The following is a 23,944-nucleotide window of genomic DNA, read 5'->3' on the forward strand; positions in this document are numbered from 1 at the left end:
TTTCGTTGTCGACCGAACGCCACAGTTGCGTCAGGCAACACACGGCCGACATCGGTTATGCCGTCAAAACTCGGGCTCTGGCTCAGGTTGTGTGATTGGTGACGCTGGGTAAATGGGTCAGAGATCGAACAGCGAGTCTTCCTGCAGTTTGGGCTCGGGTGCGAGGACGGCGCGAAGGCCGCCAATGATCTGTCGCCACCTCGGGCCATCCGGCGTCTCGTCCCAGAGCTCGGCGAGCTCGGACGCCTCGGCGACCACCCGGTCCAGCGCCTCGACAGCAAGCGGCTGAAGATCGTCGGCAAATATCGGCAGGACTTCCTCGGGCCCGTAGCTTGTGCTGATCGGCTCACCGCCCGGGCACTGTGCCGCGATCAGAGCGACGGCAGCGACGGCCTCTGCCCCTTCCGGGCTTTCGAGGTAGTCCCGGGTATGGATGGTGCGGGTCAGGGTCGCCCGCACGAGACTCTCGCGCTTGTCCTTGGGTGTCTCGTCCAGGGTGTAGGCGAAGTCCGCGGCCATGTCATTCTCGAACGGGCCGATATCCCAAGTGCCTATCGTGATCTCCTCGCGTCACAGTGCGGTGATCATCGCATCGGCCACTGACATGGGCTGCCATCAGGCAAGCAGGACACGTTTCCGTAGAAGCGCGAAGCCTGCGCGGCCGAACATCTGGCGCTTGAGCATCTTGATGCGGTTGACATGCCCTTCCACGACGCCCGAGCTCCAGGGGAGAGTGAGACCGGCACCGACTCCTACCGCCTCGCCACCACCCGAGCACGAGCCGGAGAGCAAGCCAACGTCACTGGCGTCCGACGACTCTGTCTCAACGTTCGCCGCCCGCCCTGGGCGGCGAGCCGTCCGTCACGCTGGTGCATTCTCCGACGTCCTGGGTGACTACCTGCTGTCGTCGGAAAGGGTCAAAGCCCGGCGCCAAGTACCTGCAGCCGTCAACAATGCTCGTATGACCATCCCCTCACAGGCTCGCTCGTTCGACACGGCTGCCGCCAGCTACGCTGCGAACCGTCCTTCGTACCCGCCCGAATTGCTCGACGCGATCGAAGAACTCATTGGCCGCCAACTGGAGGGCGCTCGCGTCGCCGACGTCGGGGCCGGCACCGGACTGGCGACGATGCTTCTCCGGGCCCGCGGTGCGAACGTCATCGCTGTCGAGCCCGGCCCCGGGATGGCCTCCCAGTTCCGTCTCAGCCTGCCCGACGTCCCCCTTGTGATCGGGGACGGCAACAACCTGCCGCTGACCTCCGCCTCCGTCGACGTCCTCACATATGCCCAAGCCTGGCACTGGACCGATCAGCGTAAATCCGTTCCGGAAGTTCTCCGGGTGCTACGCCCCGGTGGTGCACTCGCCCTCTGGTGGAACGACTCAGACAGCACCATTCCGTGGATTGCCAATCAGGACGCGCGCTTGCGCCGGCTTTTCGGTGCCGACGACAGCCCTCACGACCCCATGGCCCGGTTCCGGGGACTGCCGTCCGAACTCGGCTTCGTCCATCGGCACGTGCCGTGGACCCGGAGCGTTCCACTTGACATGCACCTCGCCAATCTCGCCAGCTACTCCGACTTCCTCGTCCTCGGCAAGGAAGCAACGAACACCTTTATTGCCAAGGAGCGCGATCTCTTGACCGAGGTCTTCCCGAACCGGATGGTCGAGGAGCACTACGTCGTCAGCCTGGCTGTCACCACCTGCTGACACAGCGCTGCGACACGTTGGCGACCGCCAGCGGACAGAGGTGCCAATTCTCGTGAACAAACATGGCGGGGCTGGGCACTCACTGCTGCTCAAACAGATCGACAAACGCTGTCGCTCGAAGGGAACGAAGCCACCCAGGCGCAGATGAAGTACCTGGTCAAGCGGCTCAAGGGCACCCGGGCCGTGGCCGAGGCCCTCGGGGTCTCCCAGCACACGGTGGAGCGGTACGTGGCGGGCAAGCTGAAGCGGCCGCGCGAGGACCTCCGGGGCCGCATGGGGCGCGAGGTCGCGCGGCGGTGGCAGCCACAGGTACGGGCGAGGGCGAGGCGGAAGGCCGGCTCGACCGACGGCCTGATGATCTATGCCCGAGCACGGTTCGGGTTCACCGCGGCGCCGGGCACCACCGACGACGCCCGTATCCGCGACATCACCCAGGCGCTGCCGCCCGAGTACGCCGACCGGCTGTTCAGCGCCCGTGAGCAGGGGGCCAGCGAGTGGGAGCTCCAGCAGATCGCCGCCGACGGCCTCGCGCACGTCTACTTCCGTGCGGGGGAGACCCGGGCGCAGGTCTGGGCGTGGAGTTCACCGACGTGGAGGACGTCGGGATCGAGCTGTGATCACCGGTCGTGGCCGGGTGGGCAGCTGGATTGATACGCGATCGGCGCCGAGGTCCAGCCGCATGGCCGAAGTGCGGGTCACCCGCCGCCAGCAGGGACGACAGGAGCGGCGCGTCGTCGGCCGTGGGCCTGTCGATCTGGACGAGTACCTGGACGCGCTCGTTGCCGGTGAGGGAGGGGAGCGCGGAGCCGAGCTGCTGCTCCAGCCGGCTCCAGCTGGTCGAGGTCCGATCCCGGGCCGCCCTTCTTCAAGGCCCCGCGGACCGCCGCCACGGCGGGCGCGAGACGGTCCGGCAACGTCGCGGGCTCCGCAGCAACTTCCCGCCGCGGCTGCACGACCGGAGACGCGTCCTCGGCCGTGCCCGGCTCTTCGACGGGGGCGGCGCTCTTCGTCGTCCACTTCTGCACCTTGTCCTGCTCGGCCTCGGACAGAAGGTCGCCGGCGTTCTTCGCCGCGACCGTCAGCTCCTGGACGAGCTCCCTCTGCTGCTGAGCGGACGGCGCTTCGCGGCGCAGACGGCCGGTGATGCCCTGGACCTGGCCCCGCGCCCTGTTGCGCGCCCTGCGTTCCTGAGCCTGCGCCACCAGCGGCGCCTGCTGCTCCCGCGTCGCCGCTGCGTCACGACGCCTGCGCCATTCCTCGGCCTCGGCCGCACGGCGTGCGTCCTCTTCCCGTCGCTTCTGCGCCCGGTCCAGGCGCGCCTGTTCAAGGAACGCGTCGGCCGCCTGGAGGATGCCCGCCTCCTGCGCCGCGGCTTCCACGTCGTGGTCGAGGAGCTTCCTGGCCTGTGACGTCAGCTTCGTGACCGTGACGACGTGACCATGCCGTACCGCCTCGCCGAGCCCGACAAAGAGCCCTCGACGGATACGGTCCTGCTCGCTCAGCAAATCCTGTGCCCGGTCGATCGCGCGGCGCAGGTGTTCGAGCGCCTGCCCCTCGCAACGGGGCACCTGGAGCCGTGCCGTGTTCAGCAGCTCGCGGACGGCGGGGAACTCCTTCTTCTGTACGGCGCTGCCGATCTGGCGGGTCAGTGCGCCGATCTGTACTGGTCTTTCGGCCTTCTCCTGGCGCGGCTGGGGCACCGGGGCCCGTTCCCGGGCGGCACGTGCGGCCTCGACGCGGGTGACGACCGGGGTGATGAGCCGGCCGTCCTCGCCGACGGTGCAGTCGGCCAGCTCGAAGTCCCAGTCGGTGCCGATCCACGGGAGCTCGGTGCCGAGCGTCATGACCCGCTCGTTGCCCTCGCTGACAAACTGCACGTGGTGGACGTAGCCGCGGCGCACCAGGGTGCGGTGATCGATGCTGACGCCGGGACCGAGGATGATGTCGCCGGCCTGCGCCGTGTCCCAGTCGGGCGGTGCCGTGGGGTCCATGTGCACCAAGAGCGTGTGCCCATCCAGTTCGATCTCCACGATGGGCCCGACCGGGGCGTCGTTGCGGTGGGCGTAGCGGTAGCGCGGCTGGTGGCCCTGCCGGCGCAGCCAGGTCTGGGTGGCCGCCCGTACGTACAGATGGTCCGCGCTCGTGACGTCCCGGGAACGGCGTCCGCACTCGGGCAGCAGCCCGTCGGGGTCGGGGTCGTGGGCGAAGTGGCTGACGCGCACGGTGCCCTGTCGCGTGTGGAGCTTGCCGCCGCAACGCAGTGACCTGAAGCTCCCACGAGGACGACGCCAACCGCTCGTCCAACGGCCCCGACAACCGCCGGTCCGCGTACGTGCCCAGCGCGGCCACCAGGTTCTGGCGCGAGGCGAAAACCCCGATTGCGTGGCGCCGCAGCTGAGTCAGCCAGTCCCGGGCCGCCAGAGCGTACGCGCGCCACGAGTTCGGCGACGGGGCGCCACTCGACGGCAGCGTACGCAGCCACGTGTTCACCACCCGCGTCGCCCGCGGGCCGTATCCGTCCTCGAACAGGAAGTCGTCGTCGATCAGAACCGGCATCCGTTCAGGGATCAAGCGGCTGCCCACTGAGTCCCCAGGACTGCCAGCCCTCGGAAGAGAAGAAGTGCACCAACACGGACCGGGACGTTAAGTCCGCGACACGGCCTCCATCAACTGGTAACTCCACGACCGATCAACGGAAGTTGAGGCATATGAGACACGCAAAGAAAGCAGCGACAAACCCGCTGCAGACCGACCACCGGGCCGGCCACAAGGCCGCCTGCGGCGCGGCCGGGTGGCGGGCGAACCTCGCCCACGCCACGCACGTTGCCGCCTGCTCACTCTCCTTGGTCGTCGTTGTCGCCGTCGTCCTGGACGAGAGCGTCGGCCTGCTGCCCGACCGATGGGCAGCAGGAGCCGTCAGAACGGCCTACGCAGCGGAGGTGGCCCGCCGATCAGACGCTGGCGGGACTCTGGATCACTTTTGATGTCCTCAGCTGGTGCCGTCCTCGACGCCTCCTCGAAGGCCCCACTCATCCAAGCCGGAATAGATCAACGCGGTGCGGCCCCGCGGAAAGGAGAGGGCCTCGGCCTCACCTGTATAGACCGCCACCAGCGAGTCGGCTCCTCGCCACCAAGTGTCGGCCAGTCCCATCACTTCGCGCACCGGCTCGAACCCGGCCAGCACGATGCCATCGACGTCGTCGCCGGTGAGCTTGATGATCTGCGTTGCCCACATGGACGCGTGGTCGGTCAGCGCGAGCGACTCCACCCAGCCCTCGACGGTGGCATGGAGAGGCACCCACTGACCTGAGCGAATGCCGAACTCGCCAGACGGACCGATCCAGAACCCGTACGGGACTGAGCACCTCTGCATCCCAGCCTCGAACCACCAACCTTCAGATTCAGAACCTTCAGGGCAGTCTGCTTCGAGGTACCTCGGGCCGCCGTCGTACCGAGATGCGGGTGGTAGGACCAGACCGCCCCAGCGCTCCTCATAAGCCGCCATCCGGTCGATGACCGAAGCCGGGACGTCTCGCTCAAGCCACCACTGTCTGTGGTCCTCGACGTGCCTGACGTCGACTTTGACTCCATGCACTGAGACGAACGATCGAGCTCGTTGAGTCAGGCCGTCGGGCACATCGTTGAAGAGGTTGAGATTCATCAGAAGGACGCTACCGAGTAGCCCCGGGGCCGCAGGCTCCGGCCCCCTGTGCCTCCTGTGGCACCGTGTCCCGGTGGGTCTGCCGCACGAGCTGGAGGCATGGGCCTCATTGCCCAATTCCGCACGCCCGAATATCGGAACCTACCGACATGGATGACCCACACCCGGCAGACCGCCTGGGCCGCCAAGGGCGGGGCCGCGCACGTCCTGGTCCTGGCCGTCGCCGCCTCGCCCTCACCGCACTGAACAACCTTCACTCACCCACATCTTGAGAATGGGGAAGACCATGGATCAGCAGGAGATCGCGAAGCAGCTGCGCCGGGAGGCCGAGGAGCAGGAGCGCGTTACCAAGGCGTTGGCCGAGGAGATCGCGAAGGCGGCCGGCCGGGACGGCGGGGCCTGAGCCGAGAGGAACAGCGGCCGGGGCTGGTACGGGTGATCCGTACCGGCCCCGGCCGTGTTCGTTTCCATCAGCTCCGAGCTCCGGCCGCGGGCGTCGAGCGGCGGTCGTCCGGAGTTCCGCCCCCAGTCCGTGGGCGCCCGCGCGGCCGGGATGCATCCGGCGCCGTGTCACCGGCGGCCTCCACGGACGCGTGGGCGCCCTTCCGGTAGAACCGAAGTTCGAAAGGATGCCCCATGACTACACCCGCCCGCCCCGCCCCTCTGGCCTGTTCCCCCTCGCAGGTCGGTTTGTGCGCTCGCTGCCGCATGCCGTGCCACCGCTACGGGGCGGGAGGTAACCCGTTGTGTGCCACCTGCCGTGAGGCCGTCGAGGTCGCACGCGGCAAGAAGGCGCCGTGAGCACCCCCCGCGTCGCGCTGAGGGCGTTCGCGCTGCGCGGGCCGGCCGAAACCCGCCACGGAAGGCGTCGGATTCCGGAGTGGGGTGGCGCCGGAAATCGGCCACATATCAGGCCGAAGCGCACATAGTTGCCCTCCGGACGCCACGGGGAGCCAGACAATGCGATCGTCGACGTCCACGCATACGTGATGCGGAGTACGCATATGCCCAGTACAGGGCAGACCTTACGACTCACCATCGCGGCCCTGATGCGGCTTACCGGCGAGCGCCAGGCCGACCTCGCCGACGGCCTCCGCATGCACCAGGCCCAGGTCAGCCGGAAGCAGAGCGGCTCTGCCCCGTGGACGCTCGCCGAGGTCGACCGGCTCTCCGCCCACTACGGCATCCCGGTCTGTGACCTGCTCGCCGGCGTCGACCGGGCCGTGCACTGCCTGCCCGCCCGCCGGTACGCGCCCGCACCGGGTGCAGCCCAGCTCACCATCGCCCCGTAACAGGGAGACGACCGGGACGAGCTCGTCGTCGGACAGCCGGCCCCCGGCCTCGTACGGGCGACGTGAGCCGGCGGATTCCCCCCGGCCAGGCGGACACGGCAAGATCAGATCAAGTTGTCGTAGCGGATCTTGGTCCGGGGAACACCGCCCAGCGTCCGAAGCGCGTGCACGTGCCCCTCGAAGAACGCTTCCTGGCCGCACGAAGCGAACACCCGGTGAACAGTCTTGCCCGAGTAGGACAGGCGAAGCGAGAACAGATAGCAGGTCACCAGCTCGCCGGCCAGTCGCACCGTCACATCGCCGAAGTCGACCTCCGCCTCGTGACCGGGCAGATGGGACTGAGGCACGAACGCTTCCACCGGGGCCTTGCCCGAGGCCGCGAGGATCTCCGGCCTCCGGTCGGAGACGTAGCGCCGGACCATCTGGTAGGAGACGTCGGCGTGTGCTCCTCGATGAGCCGGTGGAAGATCCGCGTGATCGTATGGCGCTGTTTACGTGGCGCGTCGAGGTCCGTCCGAAGCATGTCGTCGATCACTGACTTGTACGGATCCAGCGCCGTCCGCCGCGGCGGAAGCTTCTTGCGAGGCTCTGGCCAGACCGAGTCAACGGCCTTCTTCACGGTCCGCCACGACACGTTGTACTTGCGCTCAAGTTCGCGCATCTTCATGCCAGCACGGTGATCACGCCGGATCGCCGCGTACAGCTCGACCTTGGACATCTGCGGCATGACCAGGACCTTTCACCAGGAGCACCCTGATGCTGCCCTGGCAAGTACCCCAGTGCTGTCGAAACTCGGTTCTGGCACAGATCTTGGGGAGGCGTCGCAGAGGGTGAGGGCGCTGTTCGATTGATAAGGGTCCAACCTGCTCCTCTCCCCACTTGCTTGGTCTTTGGGTTTCGTGAGGAGGGGAGCGAGGAGCGGTCCTTGATCACTGGCGTGTAGGTTCTGGCCATGACTGATGATTGGCGGATGGACAGGATCGGGACTGCTCTGCGGGGTGAGAACCCCACCGTCTTGCGGCGGTTGACGTCGGGGTTCGCGGTGATCGGGGACGTTCAGTTCCTGCCGGGATACTCGGTTCTTCTCGTGGATGACCCGGATGTGCAGCGGTTGTCCGACCTGCCGAAGGCAAAGCGGTTGTCGTTCCTGTCCGAAATGGACCAGCTCGGTGAAGCGGTTGAGCGGGCGTGTAGGCGGCTGGACCCGGCTTTCCGACGGGTGAATCTGGAGATCCTGGGGAACACGGACCCGTTCTTGCATGCGCATGTGTGGCCGCGGTTTGAGTGGGAGCCGGCCGATGTGGTGGGTGCTCCGGTGTGGCTCTATCCGCGTGAGCGATGGAGTGACGAGCAGTTCAGGCTCGGTCCGCAGCATGACGTGCTGCGGGAAGCGATCGGCAGCGAATTGGACCAGTTCCGCGCGCTGACGTGACGATGGTGGGCCCGCCGACCGTCAGGTGGGCGGGCCCGGTACTTGGTGACCGTCAGCAGAATTTCACTGAAGTCGCTGTAGCGGGGCAATCTCCGCGGCACGGTTGGTGATGGTGAGGCTTGGCCCGGGAGCCGGCACTCAGGCGATGCGGCTACTGAAGCAAGATCATCTTGCGTAGGAGTTCGAATCCGGCCCGCCCGTAGAGCTGCCGCTTGATCTTCTTGATGCGGTTCACGGCACCCTCGATACTGCCCGAGCTCCAGTCCAGAGTGAGCCCGGCAATCACGGCGTCGAGGTCTCGGCGCAGATGGAGTGCGTATCCGGTGAGCCCGGGCAGCTGGCTGGCATCGACTGCGTCGATCCAGGTGGGGAGCGTGGCGCCGAGGCGGTCGGTGAGTATCTCGCCGAAGTCGCGGACGTGTCTGGCAGCTGTGTCCAGTTCGGGACAGCGGGCCAGGATGTCCTTCAGACCGGCCCCGTCCTCCTCGGTCAGGGCCGTGGGATGTCGGGTGATCCAGCCGGTCGCCTGCCGCACAGTCGGCGGCCGCGGCGGTGCTGCGGACGGAGCCCAGCGCAAGGTGGCGATATGGGCTCGGACCATGCCGTAGGTGACGAGGGCCCCCTCGGCGACCAGTTCGCCATGCAGCCGGGTGACGCTGATACATCTTTCGGTGAAGCGTCGCTCCAGGTATGGCTTGTAGGGGTCCAGCCTGCTGGACCGGGGGCGGTTGTCGCGGATGGTGTCCTGCCAGCGTGCGGCGTTCGCGTACCGGAGCACGGTGTTCAGCCCCCAGCCCAGGTGCCGGGCGATCGCCCGGCGTGAGTGGCCCTGGGCAAGCAACTCGTGGACCAGGGCATGTGCGGCCTTCTTCCGTTCGGCCTGTCGGCCGATGAGCGCCGAATCGTCCTGCGGCCGGCCGGAAGCCCGACCGGTGGCTTCCGGCTGCATGCCGCCAGGCATCGGGTTGCGCAGGCAGTCGCGGTGGGCGGCGACGCAAGTTTCCACGGCCCGGCCGAGGCCCTGCCACAGATGGAACCGGTCGGCGACCTGCAAAGCGGCGGGGGCTCCGCGTCGGGCGCCCTCGGCGTAGGCGCCCGCCCGGTCCCGGTAGATGACCTCCACGCCGGGGTGGCGGTGCAGCCAGGCGGCCAGCGGGCCGGCTTCCCGGGTCGGAAGCACATCGACCACCCGGTGGTCTTCGGCGCTGGTCAAGACGGTGGAGTAGGTCTGGCCGCGGCGGATCGCAAAGTCGTCCGCGCCCAGCACCCGCGGCGTACTGAACCGCGGATCAGGCAGTGCTATGACCCTGCGTAGTAAGGTCATCCGTCCCGCGCCGAAGCCCAGGCGGGCCGCCAGTCGAGCGCCCGCCCCGCCAGGGCGAGCCCCACGTGCCCAAGTGCGTGGTTGAGCCGCGTGGTGAACCGCGCGTGCGGGACAGTTAGCCGGAAGAACGACTCGGCGAAGGTTCGGCGCGAGCAGTCCGCCGACCCGCAGATGAAGCGTCGAACCGTCAGCCGGATCACAAAGCCCTGGTCAGCAAGTGGGAGGTCTCTCAGCCTGCGCTGGTATCGGTCGTGGACTCGGTCCGAGAAGCGGCCGCAGTCCGGACAAGCCGCCGCGGCCGCGCGGCCTCTGTGCCAGAACCCGAAACTCGTGAACATCACCCGACCGTGGATCTGGGTGCCTCCCAAACCCGTGAACAACTGACGGCGCTACTGGTGAATGAAGCCAGCGTCGAGGGGGCCGACGAGTACCCGTACGCCGAGGCCATCGAGCGGGCCTCGGCGCAGCTCCCCCGAGGCCGTAGGGGAGATCGTGCTGATCGGCGTCGACATGCCGCGCTCGTGAAGCCCCTCCGCACCGTGCTGCACCTGGATCACGGCCCGCGGCCGCGCAGCCTCGCCGATGCCGAGGACTCGGTCATCGCCGAACTCGCCCGCGCCCCGCGCCTGGTCGTGGTGCTCGATGCGCACGCACTGCGTACCACCGCGCTGGAAACCCTTTACGGGATGTGGGCACACGGGCTCGTACTGACCGGCCCGCGCCGAAAGCTGGAACGCACCCTTGAGTGCCCCGCCCTGGCGAGCCTGCAGTCCTGCGTCTTCCTGCGCCACCAACCTCTGGCACCGGCCTGACACGACCTCTCCGCGCGCCCTGCCGGCCCGGGCCCGTCAAGGGGGAAAGCCCACGTCGGAGTCGGCCCGTGGAGCGCCTCAGGGACCGGGTCCGCGTTCAAGCCAACCGATCACATTGCGTCAAAAGCAGGTGACCGATTGCCATAGAGGCGTGCACGTCGGTAGACAGGGCGCCGAAGGACCAGGTGGACGGTCTCGGGGAGGGTTGCGGCCATGATGCTGACGATCAAGTGTGGTGATCGCTCCGACCCCCGTGGGCGAGGGGATCCTCAACGCCCTCGGTCAACTGGCCTCCGGCATCACCGATTCCGCCCACTGACCCCCGGAGCCCACCCGATGCCCACCCGCCACCCGCGACGCCGCCGCCCCGCGCCACGGCGGCCCGCACGCCGAACAACCCCGCCCCGTCGCTACGCACACACCCGCCGGCAGCGGCAGCGCGACCGCCATGTCCTCGTTCTCGGCGCCGGCGTCCTGGGCATCGCCGCACTCTGGGCCGTTGTCGCCTGGCTGGTCGCCCACCTGTGGGCCATGGTCATGCTCGGGGCCGTTGCGGTCGTGGCCGCGACCTGGTTCGTCAACCAGCACCGCCAGCGGCAAGCCTGGGGGAGGGTCCAGCGACAAGCACTGCGCTACGAGCTGCCGCAGATCGACGCGCTGAGCCACCGCGACTTCGAGTACGCGGTCCGGGACCTGATGCGGCGCGACGGATGCACAGACGCCCGCCAGGTCGGAGGATCCGGCGACAACGGCGCCGACGTCCTGGCCACCGACCCCCACGGCCGCACCTGGGTCATCCAGTGCAAACACCGCCGCGCCGGCGACCGAGGCTCCGCCGTCGGCACCCCCGACCTCCAACGCGTCAACGGCACCGCCCGCCAGATCCACGGCGCCGACATCGTCCTCGTCGTCACCAACGGCCGCTTCTCCAACCGCTGCGCACCACTCGCCGAGCAGCTGCACATGCACCTGGCCGACCGGCGTCTACTCGCCGCCTGGGCGGCCGGAAGCCGGCCGCTGTGGGAGCTCCTACCGAAGGTCCCCGCGCCCCGCGCGGGCAACTGACCGGGTATTCAAGGGGGGAAGGCGCGTTCACTCCAGGCCGCGGAATCGCCGGGGTCGTCGGGAGCAGCGCCTGCACGCGACGGCGACTCAGTCGTCGGCGCTCGGCTCTTCAGCAGGTGTTCGGACAGGGGGCGCGGACGCCGCGCCGTCCGGCCACCCCGCTGCGGTGTCCGGTCTGGGAGTAACGGCTCGATTCGCGCCCACTGAGCGTCGGTCAACGGCACACACGAACAACGACTGGCGGCGCTGGTTGGAACGGCGCCCCTGTCAGGCGGTCGGCCCGGTGCTAAGCCGCCGCACGTCCCGCACGAGTGTGTACAAAGCGCTGAGGAAGATCACGGCTCCAGCCACGAGCCAGAGGATCGAGGCTCCAGAGCAGCACTCACGAGTGCCCGCAACTACCAGCATCACGCTGGCGAGGACACCAACGGCCGAGATCAGAGCGCTGACGCGGTTAGCCACACGGACATCATCAACGACAACCTCGGCCAGCGGAAGTGATCCAAACGATCCGGTCCAGGCGGCCGGTGCAGTGCGCGGTGCACGTGCCGGCTTCGCGATGTCGGCGGGCCGTGTGCACCGGCTGACGTACGGTGAGGACTGACAAGTCCGTTGTCGCAGCGGCTGCGGCCGTCGCTGCGCGGCCGACGAGGATCGTGCCGTCCCGGTCCCAGGCCAGCACCCGCGCATCGATGCCGGCCTCGATCAGGGCTCGACGCAGGTGCAGCCCGACACGCCGCAGATCCGACATCCCGGACTCGACCAGGGCGGCGAAACGGCGGACATCACCGGTTGTCGGGAGGGTGATGTCCACAGTGGGAAAATCTCTGCGGTTGAGCTGGACCTGCGCCGTGATCCCCGCGCGGGCGAGGTTGCGCGTGATGTCCCCGCGCAACCACGCAACTGCGCCCTTCGCGTCGTGGGGGCAGGGTCAGATCGAGGTCCGGGCCCGGCTGCTCCGCGCGCGAGTACAGGGTGCCGTGGACGCCGACCTGCTCGGCGATCCGGGCCCGCAGCCTGACGTGGCCGTCCCGCATCCACGGGCAGCCCGTCGCCACCCGGTCCGCGCACGGCACGCACGAGGGCGGGATGGTGGTCTGCACGCCCTCCCACGTCGTGCCCTCGGCCGGAGGCCCGTCCAGCAGGGGCAGCAGCCAGAGCATCCCGGCGGCCTTCCGGTCTGCGGGCCGGCCGCACGTCGCGCAGGGCAGCGCCCGCATTGCCTCGCGCTGATGGACGGGATGGAACAGGGTGTAGACGCGGGGCCCGGTCTGGTGGCCGCCCCACACCTCCCACAGCACCCCGTCGTCATCGCGGTGTCGCCGATCCGCGCGGGCGTCGTCGCAGAAGACATCACTGCGGGTGGACAGCAGCGGCATGGGCAGGATGGTCTCGCCCGCCCACGGAATGACGTACGGCGCTGCTCTGGTCACGGTGCTGTCCCTGATGGTCGGTAAGTGCGGTCGTGGAGCCGGGGGGGGAGCGGGGCCGGCCGCATCCCCCCACGGAGCGCGGCCGGGCGCTTCCGGAATCCTGACCGGGCGCACTCGCACGCCCGGTCAGGCAGATCCCGGAAGCCCCGGGCTGGTGGCACGCCGATCGACGGGCGTGCGGGTCGGTCAGATGGCCGCGGCGTCCGCGTTCTCGCGCTCGCGCCGGGCGGTCCGGTAAGCGTTCGCAAGGGCGTCGTTGACGGTTCCGAGCTGCCGCTCGCCGTGGACGGCCCCCGCCTCCCTAAGAGAGCCGAAGTGCGCCCAGTACCGACGCACGCACCCGATGCTCATCAAGTAGGAGGTGTGGAACCGCATCTGCTCGGTCGAGTCCACACCCAGCCGGTGCCGCAGCGAGAGCGTGCCCAGCGCCAGATTGGCGCTCATGAGCGCCGAATACTCCTGGGCGCTCATGTCCTCGGGCTTCCACTCCTCGGCGATCTCGGGGCGGCTCATGATCATGGTCAGCCACCGCTCCTGGCGGTTGGCCGCCACGAGGTCGAGACGCTGCCGGTGGTGCCGCTCGCGCTGGACGAGATGGGCTCCGGCCAGGGCGGTGAGGGCGAGAAGGGCGATGTGTGCCTTCATGCGGTGCCTTTCGGTGTAGCGATCGGGTGCGGAGGGTGCAGAAGGAGTGGCGGCTGCTGGAGCCAGCCCGGGGGAAGGAAGGCAATGAAGGCGCGCCAGAGGTCAAGCTGGCCCAGCAGGTGCTCGTAGCTGGTGCTGTTGGGCGGTAGGGCCTGGTAGTTGGTCGTGAGGATGCTGTCCACGACTCCCCTCCGGACGGTTCCGCAGGCCCGTGTCAGCTCCGGCCGCCGCATGTCACGGGGTGGTGCGATGCTCGCGGCGGGGCGCTCGGTGAACAGGGTGCTGTGGACGCGCCAGTTTCGCGTCTCGGCGAATTGTGCGAGGTAGGCGTGGGCGGCCTCCGGGTCGACTCCCGGCTCGGCCAGGACGTACGTGGCGACGCGGACCTGCCGGCTGGGCGGGATGGCGGCCAGGACGTTGGTCTCCGAGGTCTGCCGCCGGTGGGTGAGCCAGGCTTCGAAGGGCGGCTGGCCGTAGTCCGGCCAGCCGCCCTTCATCTCATCGGGTGGACCAGCTTCCACAGGTTTCTCCCGTACGGGCCCCTGGTACCGGGGCCGAGGCGGCAGCCCGGCACCAGGGGGTCAGCCCGTGCTCGCCGACATCCGGGGGACGGGGGCTGACGAGCACGGAGTCAGTGGGCGGAACCGAGGCGAGCGGCGAGCGCGCGGTGCGGGGCCGGCTCGGGCCGGGCCTGCATCAGAGCCAGCCGCAGCGGATCGGCCGGGACCAGCGTCGCTGCGCGGCGGGCGCAGCCAGTACGGCCCCGGGGGCGCGTCCCGGTTCAGCGGGGGAAGGGTGGGGTTGTAGGGCTCGCCGAGGCACACCGCGTACGGGTGCCACGCCCAGCGCCGGCGCGTGCCCGGCGGGACGAGCCAGTACAGCCAACCGGCGGGGTCCTGGATGACCGGCCCGCACCCGCCCTGCTGGACGTCCATCCGCTCAAGCGCCTCGGCGGCCTGGTCGGCGCCGGTGATGACGATCTCGAACAGGGCGCCGCCCAGGCGCAGGCGTGTCTCCTGCTGCGCCTCGACGTCGAGCAGAGCACGAAGTCGGGCGGCCAGCTCCGCCATGTCGGCGGCCGGCTGGCGGTCCGGTCCGGCCGCCGCGTTCAGTCGCTCGGTGATCTCGGCGGACGCCGGCGCTCGAAGGATGGTGGCGCTCATGGTTCCACCGGGCCAGTACGCAGGGTGGCGCGGACGACCTTGCCGTCACCTTTATCGGAGGGGAGGAAGGTGACAACCGCACCGGTGTTCCGCACCGCCCACAGGCCGCGCCCCAACTCACCCCGAACTGCTCGTTCGAACTCCGGGAACTCCGGGTTGGAGTCGCTGACGTCGATCAGGAGTTCGCTGCTGGTGACGACCAGTCGGACACCGATAGTCTCCGCTGCCGGAGTCGTGCCGTGGTCCAGGGCATTGCGTACCAGTACGTACAGAACGTCGACGGCGGCGTGCTGCCTGCCGGTCCAGCCCAGTACGGTGAGCCGGGTTCGGCCTTCGATGCGAGTGACCGCCAGCGCGCTGTAGTCGGCCGGTAGCACTGAGGACCTGGCCCGCGCAGCGGACCGCGAGCAGGACGGGCCTACGAGGCGAACTGAGAGCATGGGCCCATGGACGATGCAGTAGACCTCGGTGAGTTCGTTGTGCGCAGCGCGAGTGAGTCGGAGTCGGACGCACTGGTTGGGATCGACTCGGTCGCGGTCGAAGGTGATGTCGGGAGACAGGCGAGTATCCGAAGATGGTGCCAGCAGGGCCTGGTGATCGTGGCGGAGGACGTGTCTGGTCTGCTTGGCTACTGCGTGGTTGAGTACACGTTCTTCGAGCAGGGCTTCGTCACGATGCTCATGGTGGCCCCATCGGCCCGTGGCAGGGGCGTTGGTCATCGGTTGTTGGACGCCGTGGCTGCCTCGTGCACGAAACCGAAGCTCTTCACCTCGGCCAACGTCTCCAACCAGCCGATGCAGCGCCTGCTCCAAAGAGCCGGCTGGAGCCCGGCCGGCCTTCTCCACGGTCTCGATGAAGGCGACCCCGAGCTGTTCTACCTCTGCCGAACGCAGACCGGGCGGATGCACCCGTGACCTGAAGCGGACCGTCCGAGTTCATCGGATGTGTCGTCTCCTTGGGTTCGTTCGGCTTTGTCTCATCCTGCCTCCAGCGGCGTCTCCCGCGTGCATCCCGGCCGACTGATTGAGGAGTTGGCAGGTCCGTGGCTTGCCCGGTGTGAGTCTGCACGGCGTGAGCGACGTGGTGCCGAGAGGCAGTGGGACGTTGGCGCCGGACCGAAGCACGACCTGGTCTTCACCGACCGTGTGCTGGTCACGCTGGTGCATCTGCGCACCGGGCTCCCGCACGTCGCGCTGGCCGAGCTGTACGGCACAGCCCGCTCCACGATCTCCCGGGCCATCAGCGAGATCCGCCCGCTGCTGGCCGCACGTGGCTTCGCTGTCCCCGACCGCCCCGGCGTCAGGCTACGCACCCTGGCGGATGGATTCGCCTACGCCGAGGCCGAGGGGATCCGTCTACGAATCGACGGCGCCGAGACCCAGGTTCGCCGCCCGAAGGCCGGTCGGCCAGGACGACGAGCCTTCGCATCGGGCAAGAGGAAGCAGAACACAATCAAGACCACCACGGTGAGCGATGGACAGGGCCGTCTGCTGTGGTCGGGCGCGAGCTGGCCCGGTCGCATGCACGACCAGACCGCGGTGCGCACCGAGGGCATCACGGAGCAGTTCCGGCTCCATCCGATGGTGAAAGCCGAGGTCGACGAGGGCTATCGGGGTCTGGCCAACGTATTCCCCGATCAGGTCAGCGCCCCACCGAGGAAGCCGAAGGACGACGCGCCGCCCGGTAAGCACTACGCATGGCACGAAATGCGCCGACGCCAGGCATCGGCCTGGATCTGCGTCGAGCACACCAACGCCGAACTGCGGCAGTGGCGCCCGCTCCAGCGCTACACCACCCGACGCGAGGACTACGCCGAAACCCACCGCGCGATTGCCTCGCTGGTATCGGACCGCTCCGCTCACCGGCCAACCCGCCGCAAGCTGAGCACCGCACTGGCACTCGTCCGACGAGACGCCTTCTGATCAAATACCAGCCAACCCGCCCGGCCAACATGCCGGGGCCTCAATCGCGGACCACGTCGTAAGTGTCTTCAAGGTGAGGTTCAGCCAAACGGCGGTCGAAGATCAAAACGGAACAGACACCCCGGCCTCGCGCAGTCGGGCCAGAGCGACTGACATGCACTGCTGGACAGTCCTCCCGTCAGCTCGCATCCCATGCACCAATGGGCCGCCGCTGGCGGCGAACGTCCACGCTGGCGCATTGTCGGTCAGCCTCTCGGCATCCATCCTGATCATGGCGTTCACACCCTGCTCGCCCAGCCACTCCAGGATCAGGAGCGTCACGTCCTCGACGCCGTGTTTCTCGTCGATCTTCGGCCAACGGCCTCGGTTCCCAGTCATCACTCCGACGCTATCGAGGCCCCGGAGGCGGTCGAGGGGCCCCAGCCGACAGGTTTAGAGAAGCTTGCATCCGCTGCCCCGTCCTGCGGCCCGATCCCGAGCAGATGCCCCGGCTGGAGGAGATCCACGCGAACCTGCTCGACCGGCTCCAGGAGGCCAAAGAACAGGGATGGTTCGGCGAAGTCGCCGCCGGTTATCGCAACAGTGCCCGACGTCTTGATCGCGAGCTGTGACCACCTGACAGTTGCCTCACCTGGCCAGCACCATGCCCGTTAGGGATCGGTGGCTTTCGTTGCGCATGCTCAGGGGCGTTGGGATCCATGCTGCTGGTCGGCGATGGCGTCCTGGGGCGGGCGGTCCCGAGTGACGCGCGGCCGTGCACCACGGTGTCGACGCCTGGCGCGCGACGGGTACAGCTCGAAGATGCGAGCCAGTCCGGCGTCATGCTCCAGTGCCGTCTCCAGAGACATGAGTACCGAGTCGTCGGTGCCTTCCAGGAGCTGGTCGAGCACGGTGTCCTCGTCGGCATAACTGAATTCGGTGCTGCGGTCATCGTTCATGGCTGGTCTCCCGCCGTCAAGCCCAGCGAACGTTTCAAGGACACTCGGGCACGAGCGTAGTTTTGACGAACTGCCTCGACCGTGGTCCCTAGCTCTGCGCTGATTTCGGAGTGGGAGAAGCCGTCCAGGTGCCACGCCATCACCTGGCGCTGGCGCGGCGGCAGCATGCCCAACGCCGCGTACACGTGCTGTTCCTCATCCTTCAGGACCACGGCCGTTAGGGGACATTCCCCACCGGGTTGGTCCGGGACGGTGTCGGTTAGCTGGTCGCGGAGCCCGGTCTGGCGCAGAAAGACCCGTGTGGCGACCGTACGCAGCCACGCCCGGGGCGTCGTGATCTGTGACCACTTGGGGAAGGCTTCGACGAACGCAACGTGTGCGGCTTCCGCCGCCTCGTGGGGTGAGGCACCCAGGCGCATCACGAACCGAGTCAGCATCGCCAAGTGCTCGGAGTAGAACAGTGCGAAGTCCAGTCGGCCTCCAGGCGCACGCAGCGCCGTCTGTGCCGACTGTCGGCGTGGGACCGACTGTTCTTGAACCGGTGCTCGTTGTTCACTCATGTCCACCGTCCCCCGGGCCAGAGCCGACCTCGACGACGACTTTTCGACCTTGAGAGCTCTCAGACAGGCGACTGCCCTGTGGCAAGCAGCGCACCCTCTCACTCAGTCCTTGCTGATCCAGCTGAGCCAACCGTACCGTGGTCCGACTCCTGATCCACTGGTAACACAGTTGGGTGGTTACAGGGACGAGCATCGCGAGTGCTCCCGTCCATATCGGATCCATGCGGCCACGTCTCCATCCGCTCAGCGGTGCTCGGAACACCGCGTACATCAGGTAGTGCAACCAGCAGCCTCCAGCGTGACATCGCCGAGACGGCAATCTTCATCGTCGTTTACATGATCTTGCTGTGGTCGGTGGTGGATGAGTGCCACAGCGCATCGCCACGGGCGTCGACGCCCGGCGACGCCGGTCCACCCAACTTCTCCACGAATACTTTCCGTGGTGGAAGAGTACGGGAGATCAACTCAGCTCCACGCTGGGCCAGTTCGGATAAGACTGGCTCGCCGCCCTGGGCCTGGTCCTCAACGCCGTGGTGCTGTGGAACACCCGCTACTTGGACGCCTCCGTTGCCCAGCTCCGCGCGGCGGGCCCCGACATCAAGGACGAGGACGTGGCCCGCCTGTCCCCGCTGAAGAACGCGCACATCAACTTCCTGGGCCGCCACCTGTTCAACATCGCCTCCTGCGGCCCCTGCGCGACTCGGACGAGGTCGAGCCCGACGACGGAGACAAGGACTGATCCGCGCGGAGCCGTCGCACCGCGTCCGAGGGCCGGGCCAGGCCGTGCAGCGGCGCCCCGGCTTGTCGTACGAGCTGCCGCCGGCACGACAAGGGGCGGGCGTAGACGGCGCTGGCGGGCGAACCGGTCAGCGCCCTCACTCCCTGACCACGATGTTCTCAGAGCCAACCGCTGTAGCGATGATTCCGTCGAGGTCGGCAGCCTCAGGGCCCGGGATGAGAAGGGAGCCATGTCCTTGTTGTCCCGGGCCCTTGCGGTATCCGACGTGTGCTGGGGACTGTCTGGCGGGGTCAGGCTCCGAGCAGGGGAATGTCGAGGTCGCCCAGGTGGTAGGCGCGGACGGCCTGGACGAGTTCTTCGACGGAGAGGTGGCCGTCACCGTTGACATCGATCTGGCGGAATGCCTCGGCCGGCTGGACGCCCTTGACGCCGATGGCGTCGAGCCAGGTCTTGAACTCAGCGGGGTTGACCTGGCCGTCGCCGTCCACGTCGACCAGTTCGACGATGGCCTGGATGGTCGGCCTGACGGCCCGGCCGAAGCCCGCGCTGCCGTTCTCCAGGACGTGCTCCTCGGCGATGTGGTTGAACTGCTCGGGCGTCAGGGCGCCGGTCTGCTCGTCGATACCGGCCTTGTCGGCGAAGAAGCTCCACATGCCCAGGTAGGCATCGGTCATGTGGCGGCCGGCCGGGGAGTTGGGAGACTCGCCGAAAGCCTGCAGAATGCGCTGTGCCTCGGCGTCGAAGTCGGCCTGGTCGATCTGGCCGTCGCCGTTGACGTCCCACAGGGCGAAGCGCTGCTGGGTGCGGTCGAGCTGCACGGAAGAGGTCATGTCGAAGTTCTCCAGGTGATGCGGTCCGAATACAGGGCCGGCGGCGGCCTCACGCGTACAGAGAGAAGACACGCACGACCACTTCAGTAACTCCATGCAACTGTACGACTACAGCGAGAATGTCGCGTACCGGCCTGCCGTGGGAACGAGGCAGGTGTCCTGTGAGCCCGCGTTCGTCTCGTGCCCCCTTAGGGCGTGTTGCGAAAGTCCTGATCGCTGGGCACAGCGGGGCTGTTGTGGTTGGTGCGGATCATTGTCGTGGCCTCGCGGAGGGCCGTGACGGTTCCAATGAGCCATCGGCTGACCGTCTCGCGTTCGGACTCGGTGAGCTCACTGGTGACGCGGGACATGCCATCGATCAGCGGTGCCATCACGCCGGTCATGGACTGCCGATGCTCCGGGGTCACGAAGAGGGCGAACTTCCTGCCGTCAGAGGGGTCGCGCTCCCTGCGGACGTAGCCGAGCTCAACCAGGCGATTGGTGATCTTCGTGATGGCGGCATGGCTCAGTCCCGTCTCTTGGGCGAGTTGGGTAGGGCTGAAGCCGGGATGGCGGCCGATGAGGTCGAGGACCTTGTGCTCGGTTGCGTTGACGCCCAGGTGGGCAGCGACGGCGTCATGGAAGAGCACCACCCACAGGCTCAGCTCATGCCCCAGTGAAGCCCCGCCCATCGGAGACTCTTCCTCGGCGTTCATGCGGACGAGGCTACGCCACTCTTTTACTTGAGTGAAGAAAAGTGCTTCACCAAAGTGAAAGAGTGTGCTTGACTCGATGGCATGGACACCGCTTACGCCCACCGTTTTGACGTGATACCGCCGATTGGGGTCCTGGGTCGCGTCTACGCGGCCAGCCTCGTGGTCAACCTCCCGATCCTGGCTCTGCTGCTGACGCCGCAGATCCGCAGCCGTGTCGGCTCGGAGGCGACCATGGCGATCAGCGTCGTCGCCCTGCTCGGCCTGGTCGTCGCGGCCGTGGTGCTCGCGCCGGAGGTCAGTGCCCGCGTCGCCCCGGCAGGCGCGCGATGGCGCTTCGGCAGCGCACGCGCCCAGGTCCGGGCCCTGATCCGGCGGGACCGCCGCGCCTACGCTTGGCGCCTGGGGGAGTTCGTGGTGTTGTACATCGCCGCCCAGGGCCTCGGGGGAGCGATCGCCTGGATAATGCCCCACATCTGGAGCAACCCCGACTTCGGCAGCGACCCGGCCGCGGGGCAGTGGGAGTTCCACTACCCGAACTTCGCCGTCCAGGCGGCCGCTATCTACTTGGTGATCTGTCTCGCCAGCAGTTGGTACGCCTGCCGCCTGCGTCAACTGGCTCTAGCCAGACCGGATGACCGCTGACGAAGCATCGACGCGTACTTGTCACAGCCACTCGTTGATGGCCGCGACGAGGACGGTCGCCTCATAGCGGACCGCGAGTTTGTCGTACCTCGTGGCCACCGCTCGGTGCCTTTTGAGACGATTGATTCCGCACTCGACCGCGTGCCGAGCCTTGTAGTCCTCCGGGTCGAACTTCGGCGGACGGCCGCCACAGGAGCCACGTTTCCTTCGGTTGCGAGCCTGGTCGGCCTTGTCCGGGATGGTGCAGCGAATGCCACGTCTGCGCAGGTATGCGCGGTTCTTGCGGGAGGCGTACGCCTTGTCGGCGCGCACCCGCCGCGGCCGGGTGCGCGGTCTGCCGGACCTCAGCCGGGGCACCCTGATGCGGCTCAGGACGGCCTCGAACTGCGGGGAGTCGCCGCGCTGCCCGGCGGTGATCACGATGGACATGGGCTTCTGCCCCTGCTCGACGGCCAGGTGCAGTTTGGTGGTCAGGCCGCCGCTCGAGCGCCCCAGGCCGTGGTCGTCGGGCTCGACGGCGACACCGCCGGGCGGCTCCCTCTGCAGGTCCCCCTTTTCCGCGCTCCGGCGGCGTGCTGGTGGGCCCGGCAGACGGTGGAGTCGACGTTGATGTCCCAGGTGATCAGGTCCTTCGCATCGGCCCGGGCTTGGAGTTCGGTGAAGATGCGCTGCCAGGTGCCGGTGCGCTGCCAGCGGCGGAACAGGTCGTACGCCCGGCCCCACGGCCCGTACTCCTCGGGCAAATCCCGCCACGGGATGCCGGTACGGACCCGGAAGCGTATGCCGTCGATCAGCTGCCGCCGGGTCCATACCGGCGGCCGGCCGGGCTTCTTGCCCTTCGGCAACAGCAGCTCCAGCGCGGCCCATTGTTCGTCCGTCAGATCTTTACGCGCCACAGATCAAGATCATCCCACGCTTAAGATCCACTTTCGACACACGCCCTAGGGTGTATTGCCCTGTGAGGTTGGGGACGCGGCTGGTGGGTGGTTGGCCCTTGAGTGCGGTGTGTCCGCGGTGGTGATTGTAGGTGTGGAGCCATTGTGGGAACGCGTCGCGGCGTTCTTGTTCTGATCGGTAGGGGCGTGCGTAGGCCCATTCGTCGAGCAGGGTGCGGTTGAGGCGTTCGACCTTGCCGTTGGTCTGGGGGCGGTAGGGGCGGGTGCGTTTGTGGGCGATCCCGGCCGCTGCGAGCGTGTCGCGCCAGGTGTGGGACTTGTAGCAGGAGCCGTTGTCGGTCAGGACGCGTTCGACGGTGATGCCTGCGCTGGTGAAGTAGGCGTGGGCGCGGGTCCAGAAGGCGGTGGCGGTTTCCTTCTTCTCGTCGGTGAGGATCTCGCTGTAGGCGAGGCGGGAGTGGTCGTCGACGGCGGTGTGGATGTAGCTGTAGCCGGCGTTCGAGCGGGTCTTGCGGCCGGCCTGGCGGCCCAGGGCCTTGTGGCCTCCGCCGTCGGGGATGTTGCCGAGCTTCTTGATGTCGACGTGTACGAGTTCGCCGGGGCGGTCGCGTTCGTAGCGGCGTATGACGTGTCCGGTGGCGCGGTCGAGGTGGGTGAGGCGGGCCAGGCCGAAGCGGACCAGCACGCGGTGGACGGTGGAGGGGACCAGGCCCAGCAGGTGGGCGATGCGGGCCGGTCCCCACCGGCGCAGGAGTCGGACCTTGATGATCCGGCGTTCGGTGCGGGTCGGGGTCCGTCGTGGGCTGTGGTGGGGGCGGGAGGAGCGGTCGGTCATGCCGGCCTCGCCGAGGTCCCGGTAGCGGCTCGCCCATCGTTGGGCGGTGGTGGGTGAGACCTGGAAGCGCTCGGCCGCCCGCCGCAGGGGCCAGCCGTCCTCGACGACGCAGTGGGCCAGACGCAGGCGGCCGGTCTCGGTCAGGGGTGCATTACGGTGGGGCACGAGGGCCTTTCTGGTCGGTGCAGATGTCGCAATCCACACCGAACCCGGAAGGCCCTCACCCGTTCAAGATCCCTCAGCCGAGATATGGCTCACCCGTCCACAACCTCCTCGGACAGAACACCTAGGGCCCGACCCGCGGCAATTAAGGACCCGCGGATGTGCAAGATCGTCTTCACCGGCGATCCCCGTAACCCGCCTGTTCCCCGAAGCGGCACCGGCGCTGCCGGTCACCCTCGGCGTGCGGGGCCAGGGCCTGTTGCGAAAGTGGATCTTGGGTTGGGATGATCACCTGCCGTGGGGCGTGGTGATCTGACAAGCGACCAATGGGCCCGGCTGGAGCCGTTGCTGCCGCAGGGCATCAAGGCGGGCCGTCCGCGGCTATGGACTCGGCGGCAGTTGATAGACGGCATACGGTGGCGGACTCGGACCGGCGCCCCATGGCGGGATGTGCCCGAGCGGTATGGCCCGTGGGACCGTGTGTACGACCTGTTCAGGCGCTGGCAGCGGGACGGCACCTGGGCCGGAATCGTCACCCAGCTTCAGGCTGAGGCGGACGCTAACGGGCTGACCACGTGGGACGCGAACGTCGACTCAACCGTCTGCCGGGCCCATCAGCACGCCGCTGGGGCGGCAAAAAGGGGGACCTGCAGAAGGAGCCGCCCGGCGGGGTCGCCGTCGAGCCGGCCGACCATGCGCTCGGACGCTCCCGCGGCGGACTGACCACCAAGATCCACCTCGCGGTGGAGCAAGGCCAGAAGCCCCTCTCGGTCGTGATCACTGCCGGACAGCGCGGTGACTCGCCGCAGTTCAAGCCTGTCCTGGAAGCCATCCGGGTGCCCAGGCTGACCCTGGGGCGGACTCGCAAACGCCCAGAACGAGTGCGAGCCGACAAGGCATACGACTCGCGCAAAAACCGTACTTACTTGCGCAGACGCGGCATCAAGGCCACTATCCCGATCCCTGCGGACCGCGTTCGCAACCGGCATAGCCTCGGATCCCGAGGCGGCCGGCCGCCGAAGTTCGACAAGACCGACTACCGCGAGCGCCATGCAGTCGAGTGCGGCATCAACCGGCTCAAGCGGCACAGAGCCGTCGCTACGAGATACGACAAACTTGCCGTCCGCTACGAGGCCACCATCCAGATCGCGGTCATCAATTGAATGGCTGTGACGGGAATTTCTGGGGCT

The 23,944-nt window shown here is 68.0% G+C and carries 29 protein-coding genes and 2 pseudogenes; 12 read left to right on the forward strand and 19 right to left on the reverse strand.

Going from position 1 to position 23,944, the window contains the following annotated elements; translation table 11 throughout:
* Positions 1 to 117 precede the first annotated feature (117 nt).
* A complete protein-coding gene (locus tag OG867_RS31525; RefSeq protein WP_406291258.1) occupies positions 118 to 561 on the reverse strand; it encodes a DUF4259 domain-containing protein in 444 nt (147 codons plus the stop codon).
* 400 nt (positions 562 to 961) lie between these two features.
* Here OG867_RS31525 and OG867_RS31530 point away from each other — a divergent pair, with 400 nt between their 5' ends.
* Together OG867_RS31530 and tpg are read left to right on the forward strand one after the other, a co-directional pair.
* On the forward strand, positions 962 to 1,708 hold the full coding sequence (locus OG867_RS31530; RefSeq protein ID WP_406290592.1) for a class I SAM-dependent methyltransferase: 747 nt from the start codon (positions 962 to 964) through the stop codon (positions 1,706 to 1,708).
* Between the two features lie 144 nt (positions 1,709 to 1,852).
* Positions 1,853 to 2,359, forward strand: a complete 507-nt coding sequence (gene tpg, locus OG867_RS31535; protein WP_406290594.1) for a telomere-protecting terminal protein Tpg — start codon at positions 1,853 to 1,855, stop codon at positions 2,357 to 2,359.
* Between the two features lie 44 nt (positions 2,360 to 2,403).
* Here tpg and OG867_RS31540 read toward each other — a convergent pair whose 3' ends face one another.
* Together OG867_RS31540 and OG867_RS31545 are read right to left on the reverse strand one after the other, a co-directional pair.
* Positions 2,404 to 3,930, reverse strand: coding sequence for a hypothetical protein (locus OG867_RS31540; RefSeq protein ID WP_406290596.1), 1,527 nt, complete (start codon positions 3,928 to 3,930; stop codon positions 2,404 to 2,406).
* Between the two features lie 767 nt (positions 3,931 to 4,697).
* Positions 4,698 to 5,369, reverse strand: coding sequence for a hypothetical protein (locus tag OG867_RS31545; protein ID WP_406290598.1), 672 nt, complete (start codon positions 5,367 to 5,369; stop codon positions 4,698 to 4,700).
* Positions 5,370 to 6,373: 1,004 nt separating this feature from the next.
* Between OG867_RS31545 and OG867_RS31550 the strand changes: the two genes are divergently transcribed.
* Positions 6,374 to 6,661: a helix-turn-helix domain-containing protein gene (locus OG867_RS31550; RefSeq protein ID WP_406290601.1), complete on the forward strand. Its 288-nt coding sequence runs from the start codon at positions 6,374 to 6,376 to the stop codon at positions 6,659 to 6,661.
* A 104-nt stretch (positions 6,662 to 6,765) separates the two neighbouring features.
* On the opposite strand, the gene OG867_RS31555 is transcribed toward OG867_RS31550, so the two are convergent.
* Positions 6,766 to 7,083 (reverse strand): hypothetical protein, encoded by a 318-nt coding sequence (locus OG867_RS31555; protein WP_406290603.1) that lies wholly within the window; start codon positions 7,081 to 7,083, stop codon positions 6,766 to 6,768.
* 530 nt (positions 7,084 to 7,613) lie between these two features.
* On the opposite strand from OG867_RS31555, the gene OG867_RS31560 reads away from it, so the two are divergent.
* Positions 7,614 to 8,093 carry an HIT family protein gene (locus OG867_RS31560; RefSeq protein ID WP_406290605.1) on the forward strand — a complete coding sequence of 160 codons (480 nt, stop codon included), beginning with the start codon at positions 7,614 to 7,616 and terminating at the stop codon, positions 8,091 to 8,093.
* A gap of 151 nt (positions 8,094 to 8,244) precedes the next feature.
* Here the strand turns inward: OG867_RS31560 and OG867_RS31565 are convergent, their stop codons facing one another.
* The gene (locus OG867_RS31565) at positions 8,245 to 9,360 is read right to left on the reverse strand and encodes a transposase (protein ID WP_406290608.1); all 1,116 of its coding nucleotides are present in this window, start codon (positions 9,358 to 9,360) and stop codon (positions 8,245 to 8,247) included.
* 53 nt (positions 9,361 to 9,413) lie between these two features.
* The gene (locus OG867_RS31570) at positions 9,414 to 9,755 is read right to left on the reverse strand and encodes a transposase family protein (RefSeq protein WP_406290610.1); all 342 of its coding nucleotides are present in this window, start codon (positions 9,753 to 9,755) and stop codon (positions 9,414 to 9,416) included.
* 9 nt (positions 9,756 to 9,764) lie between these two features.
* On the opposite strand from OG867_RS31570, the gene OG867_RS31575 reads away from it, so the two are divergent.
* Positions 9,765 to 10,229, forward strand: coding sequence for a hypothetical protein (locus OG867_RS31575; protein ID WP_406290612.1), 465 nt, complete (start codon positions 9,765 to 9,767; stop codon positions 10,227 to 10,229).
* A gap of 336 nt (positions 10,230 to 10,565) precedes the next feature.
* Entirely contained in the window at positions 10,566 to 11,294 is a 729-nt protein-coding gene (locus OG867_RS31580; protein WP_406290615.1) for a restriction endonuclease, read from the forward strand.
* A gap of 472 nt (positions 11,295 to 11,766) precedes the next feature.
* On the opposite strand, the gene OG867_RS31585 is transcribed toward OG867_RS31580, so the two are convergent.
* From OG867_RS31585 to OG867_RS31610, 6 genes are all read right to left on the reverse strand, one after another.
* Entirely contained in the window at positions 11,767 to 12,108 is a 342-nt protein-coding gene (locus tag OG867_RS31585) for a hypothetical protein (protein ID WP_406290617.1), read from the reverse strand.
* A complete protein-coding gene (locus OG867_RS31590) occupies positions 12,080 to 12,727 on the reverse strand; it encodes a hypothetical protein (RefSeq protein WP_406290619.1) in 648 nt (215 codons plus the stop codon). Before OG867_RS31590 ends, OG867_RS31585 begins: the two co-directional genes overlap by 29 nt.
* A 186-nt stretch (positions 12,728 to 12,913) precedes the next feature.
* Positions 12,914 to 13,372, reverse strand: a complete 459-nt coding sequence (locus OG867_RS31595; RefSeq protein WP_406290621.1) for a DUF6082 family protein — start codon at positions 13,370 to 13,372, stop codon at positions 12,914 to 12,916.
* Positions 13,369 to 13,893, reverse strand: a complete 525-nt coding sequence (locus tag OG867_RS31600) for a hypothetical protein (protein WP_406290624.1) — start codon at positions 13,891 to 13,893, stop codon at positions 13,369 to 13,371. Before OG867_RS31600 ends, OG867_RS31595 begins: the two co-directional genes overlap by 4 nt.
* Before the next feature lie 60 nt (positions 13,894 to 13,953).
* Positions 13,954 to 14,535 carry a hypothetical protein gene (locus OG867_RS31605; RefSeq protein WP_406290627.1) on the reverse strand — a complete coding sequence of 194 codons (582 nt, stop codon included), beginning with the start codon at positions 14,533 to 14,535 and terminating at the stop codon, positions 13,954 to 13,956.
* Complete coding sequence (locus tag OG867_RS31610; protein ID WP_406290629.1) at positions 14,532 to 14,912, reverse strand: ATP-binding protein; 381 nt, start codon at positions 14,910 to 14,912, stop codon at positions 14,532 to 14,534. Before OG867_RS31610 ends, OG867_RS31605 begins: the two co-directional genes overlap by 4 nt.
* A gap of 69 nt (positions 14,913 to 14,981) precedes the next feature.
* Between OG867_RS31610 and OG867_RS31615 the strand changes: the two genes are divergently transcribed.
* Positions 14,982 to 15,449 (forward strand): GNAT family N-acetyltransferase, encoded by a 468-nt coding sequence (locus OG867_RS31615; RefSeq protein ID WP_406290631.1) that lies wholly within the window; start codon positions 14,982 to 14,984, stop codon positions 15,447 to 15,449.
* 90 nt (positions 15,450 to 15,539) lie between these two features.
* On the forward strand, positions 15,540 to 16,457 hold the full coding sequence (locus OG867_RS31620) for a transposase family protein (RefSeq protein ID WP_406290634.1): 918 nt from the start codon (positions 15,540 to 15,542) through the stop codon (positions 16,455 to 16,457).
* A gap of 102 nt (positions 16,458 to 16,559) precedes the next feature.
* Here the strand turns inward: OG867_RS31620 and OG867_RS31625 are convergent, their stop codons facing one another.
* Positions 16,560 to 16,835 carry a hypothetical protein gene (locus tag OG867_RS31625; RefSeq protein WP_406290637.1) on the reverse strand — a complete coding sequence of 92 codons (276 nt, stop codon included), beginning with the start codon at positions 16,833 to 16,835 and terminating at the stop codon, positions 16,560 to 16,562.
* A gap of 104 nt (positions 16,836 to 16,939) precedes the next feature.
* Here OG867_RS31625 and OG867_RS31630 point away from each other — a divergent pair, with 104 nt between their 5' ends.
* Positions 16,940 to 17,068 carry a hypothetical protein gene (locus OG867_RS31630; protein WP_406290640.1) on the forward strand — a complete coding sequence of 43 codons (129 nt, stop codon included), beginning with the start codon at positions 16,940 to 16,942 and terminating at the stop codon, positions 17,066 to 17,068.
* Positions 17,069 to 17,137: 69 nt separating this feature from the next.
* Here the strand turns inward: OG867_RS31630 and OG867_RS31635 are convergent, their stop codons facing one another.
* Both OG867_RS31635 and OG867_RS31640 read right to left on the reverse strand, forming a co-directional pair.
* Positions 17,138 to 17,395 carry a hypothetical protein gene (locus OG867_RS31635; protein WP_406290642.1) on the reverse strand — a complete coding sequence of 86 codons (258 nt, stop codon included), beginning with the start codon at positions 17,393 to 17,395 and terminating at the stop codon, positions 17,138 to 17,140.
* On the reverse strand, positions 17,392 to 17,955 hold the full coding sequence (locus OG867_RS31640; protein ID WP_406290644.1) for an RNA polymerase sigma factor: 564 nt from the start codon (positions 17,953 to 17,955) through the stop codon (positions 17,392 to 17,394). The genes OG867_RS31635 and OG867_RS31640 overlap by 4 nt, the downstream gene beginning before the upstream one ends.
* A 494-nt stretch (positions 17,956 to 18,449) precedes the next feature.
* Here OG867_RS31640 and OG867_RS31645 point away from each other — a divergent pair.
* Positions 18,450 to 18,694 (forward strand): annotated as a pseudogene (locus OG867_RS31645) (Tn3 family transposase); the annotation flags it as partial.
* A 290-nt stretch (positions 18,695 to 18,984) separates the two neighbouring features.
* Here the strand turns inward: OG867_RS31645 and OG867_RS31650 are convergent.
* Together OG867_RS31650 and OG867_RS31655 are read right to left on the reverse strand one after the other, a co-directional pair.
* Positions 18,985 to 19,524, reverse strand: coding sequence for an EF-hand domain-containing protein (locus tag OG867_RS31650; RefSeq protein WP_406290647.1), 540 nt, complete (start codon positions 19,522 to 19,524; stop codon positions 18,985 to 18,987).
* Between the two features lie 188 nt (positions 19,525 to 19,712).
* On the reverse strand, positions 19,713 to 20,219 hold the full coding sequence (locus OG867_RS31655) for a MarR family winged helix-turn-helix transcriptional regulator (RefSeq protein WP_406290650.1): 507 nt from the start codon (positions 20,217 to 20,219) through the stop codon (positions 19,713 to 19,715).
* 111 nt (positions 20,220 to 20,330) lie between these two features.
* Here OG867_RS31655 and OG867_RS31660 point away from each other — a divergent pair, with 111 nt between their 5' ends.
* Positions 20,331 to 20,861 (forward strand): hypothetical protein, encoded by a 531-nt coding sequence (locus OG867_RS31660; RefSeq protein ID WP_406290652.1) that lies wholly within the window; start codon positions 20,331 to 20,333, stop codon positions 20,859 to 20,861.
* A gap of 21 nt (positions 20,862 to 20,882) precedes the next feature.
* Here OG867_RS31660 and OG867_RS31665 read toward each other — a convergent pair.
* A protein-coding gene (locus OG867_RS31665; protein ID WP_406290654.1) for an IS5 family transposase occupies positions 20,883 to 21,757 on the reverse strand; the annotation gives its coding sequence in 2 pieces (ribosomal slippage) (positions 20,883 to 21,365 and positions 21,368 to 21,757; 873 coding nt in all).
* Positions 21,758 to 21,806: 49 nt separating this feature from the next.
* Positions 21,807 to 22,757 (reverse strand): annotated as a pseudogene (locus OG867_RS31670) (IS481 family transposase); the annotation flags it as partial.
* 294 nt (positions 22,758 to 23,051) lie between these two features.
* Here OG867_RS31670 and OG867_RS31675 point away from each other — a divergent pair.
* Positions 23,052 to 23,917 (forward strand): IS5 family transposase gene (locus OG867_RS31675; RefSeq protein WP_406290656.1). Its coding sequence is split into 2 segments (ribosomal slippage): positions 23,052 to 23,388 and positions 23,388 to 23,917, totalling 867 coding nucleotides; the frame shifts between segments, so codons are not numbered across the junction.
* Positions 23,918 to 23,944: the final 27 nt, after the last annotated feature.

Origin of the sequence: Streptomyces sp. NBC_00209, from assembly GCF_045206345.1 — a bacterium.
Classification (GTDB): Bacteria; Actinomycetota; Actinomycetes; order Streptomycetales; family Streptomycetaceae; genus Streptomyces.

Bases quoted from the DNA above. Each gene is read 5' to 3' on its own strand.
- OG867_RS31530 (WP_406290592.1), top strand. From the start codon at position 962: ATGACCATCCCCTCACAGGCTCGCTCGTTCGACACGGCTGCCGCCAGC.
- tpg (WP_406290594.1), top strand. From the start codon at position 1,853: ATGAAGTACCTGGTCAAGCGGCTCAAGGGCACCCGGGCCGTGGCCGAG.
- OG867_RS31545 (WP_406290598.1), bottom strand. From the start codon at position 5,369: ATGAATCTCAACCTCTTCAACGATGTGCCCGACGGCCTGACTCAACGA.
- OG867_RS31550 (WP_406290601.1), top strand. From the start codon at position 6,374: ATGCCCAGTACAGGGCAGACCTTACGACTCACCATCGCGGCCCTGATG.
- OG867_RS31555 (WP_406290603.1), bottom strand. From the start codon at position 7,083: ATGGTCCGGCGCTACGTCTCCGACCGGAGGCCGGAGATCCTCGCGGCC.
- OG867_RS31560 (WP_406290605.1), top strand. From the start codon at position 7,614: ATGACTGATGATTGGCGGATGGACAGGATCGGGACTGCTCTGCGGGGT.
- OG867_RS31570 (WP_406290610.1), bottom strand. From the start codon at position 9,755: ATGTTCACGAGTTTCGGGTTCTGGCACAGAGGCCGCGCGGCCGCGGCG.
- OG867_RS31580 (WP_406290615.1), top strand. From the start codon at position 10,566: ATGCCCACCCGCCACCCGCGACGCCGCCGCCCCGCGCCACGGCGGCCC.
- OG867_RS31595 (WP_406290621.1), bottom strand. From the start codon at position 13,372: ATGAAGGCACACATCGCCCTTCTCGCCCTCACCGCCCTGGCCGGAGCC.
- OG867_RS31605 (WP_406290627.1), bottom strand. From the start codon at position 14,535: ATGAGCGCCACCATCCTTCGAGCGCCGGCGTCCGCCGAGATCACCGAG.
- OG867_RS31615 (WP_406290631.1), top strand. From the start codon at position 14,982: ATGGACGATGCAGTAGACCTCGGTGAGTTCGTTGTGCGCAGCGCGAGT.
- OG867_RS31625 (WP_406290637.1), bottom strand. From the start codon at position 16,835: ATGACTGGGAACCGAGGCCGTTGGCCGAAGATCGACGAGAAACACGGC.
- OG867_RS31630 (WP_406290640.1), top strand. From the start codon at position 16,940: ATGCCCCGGCTGGAGGAGATCCACGCGAACCTGCTCGACCGGCTCCAG.
- OG867_RS31635 (WP_406290642.1), bottom strand. From the start codon at position 17,395: ATGAACGATGACCGCAGCACCGAATTCAGTTATGCCGACGAGGACACC.
- OG867_RS31640 (WP_406290644.1), bottom strand. From the start codon at position 17,955: ATGAGTGAACAACGAGCACCGGTTCAAGAACAGTCGGTCCCACGCCGA.
- OG867_RS31650 (WP_406290647.1), bottom strand. From the start codon at position 19,524: ATGACCTCTTCCGTGCAGCTCGACCGCACCCAGCAGCGCTTCGCCCTG.
- OG867_RS31655 (WP_406290650.1), bottom strand. From the start codon at position 20,219: ATGAACGCCGAGGAAGAGTCTCCGATGGGCGGGGCTTCACTGGGGCAT.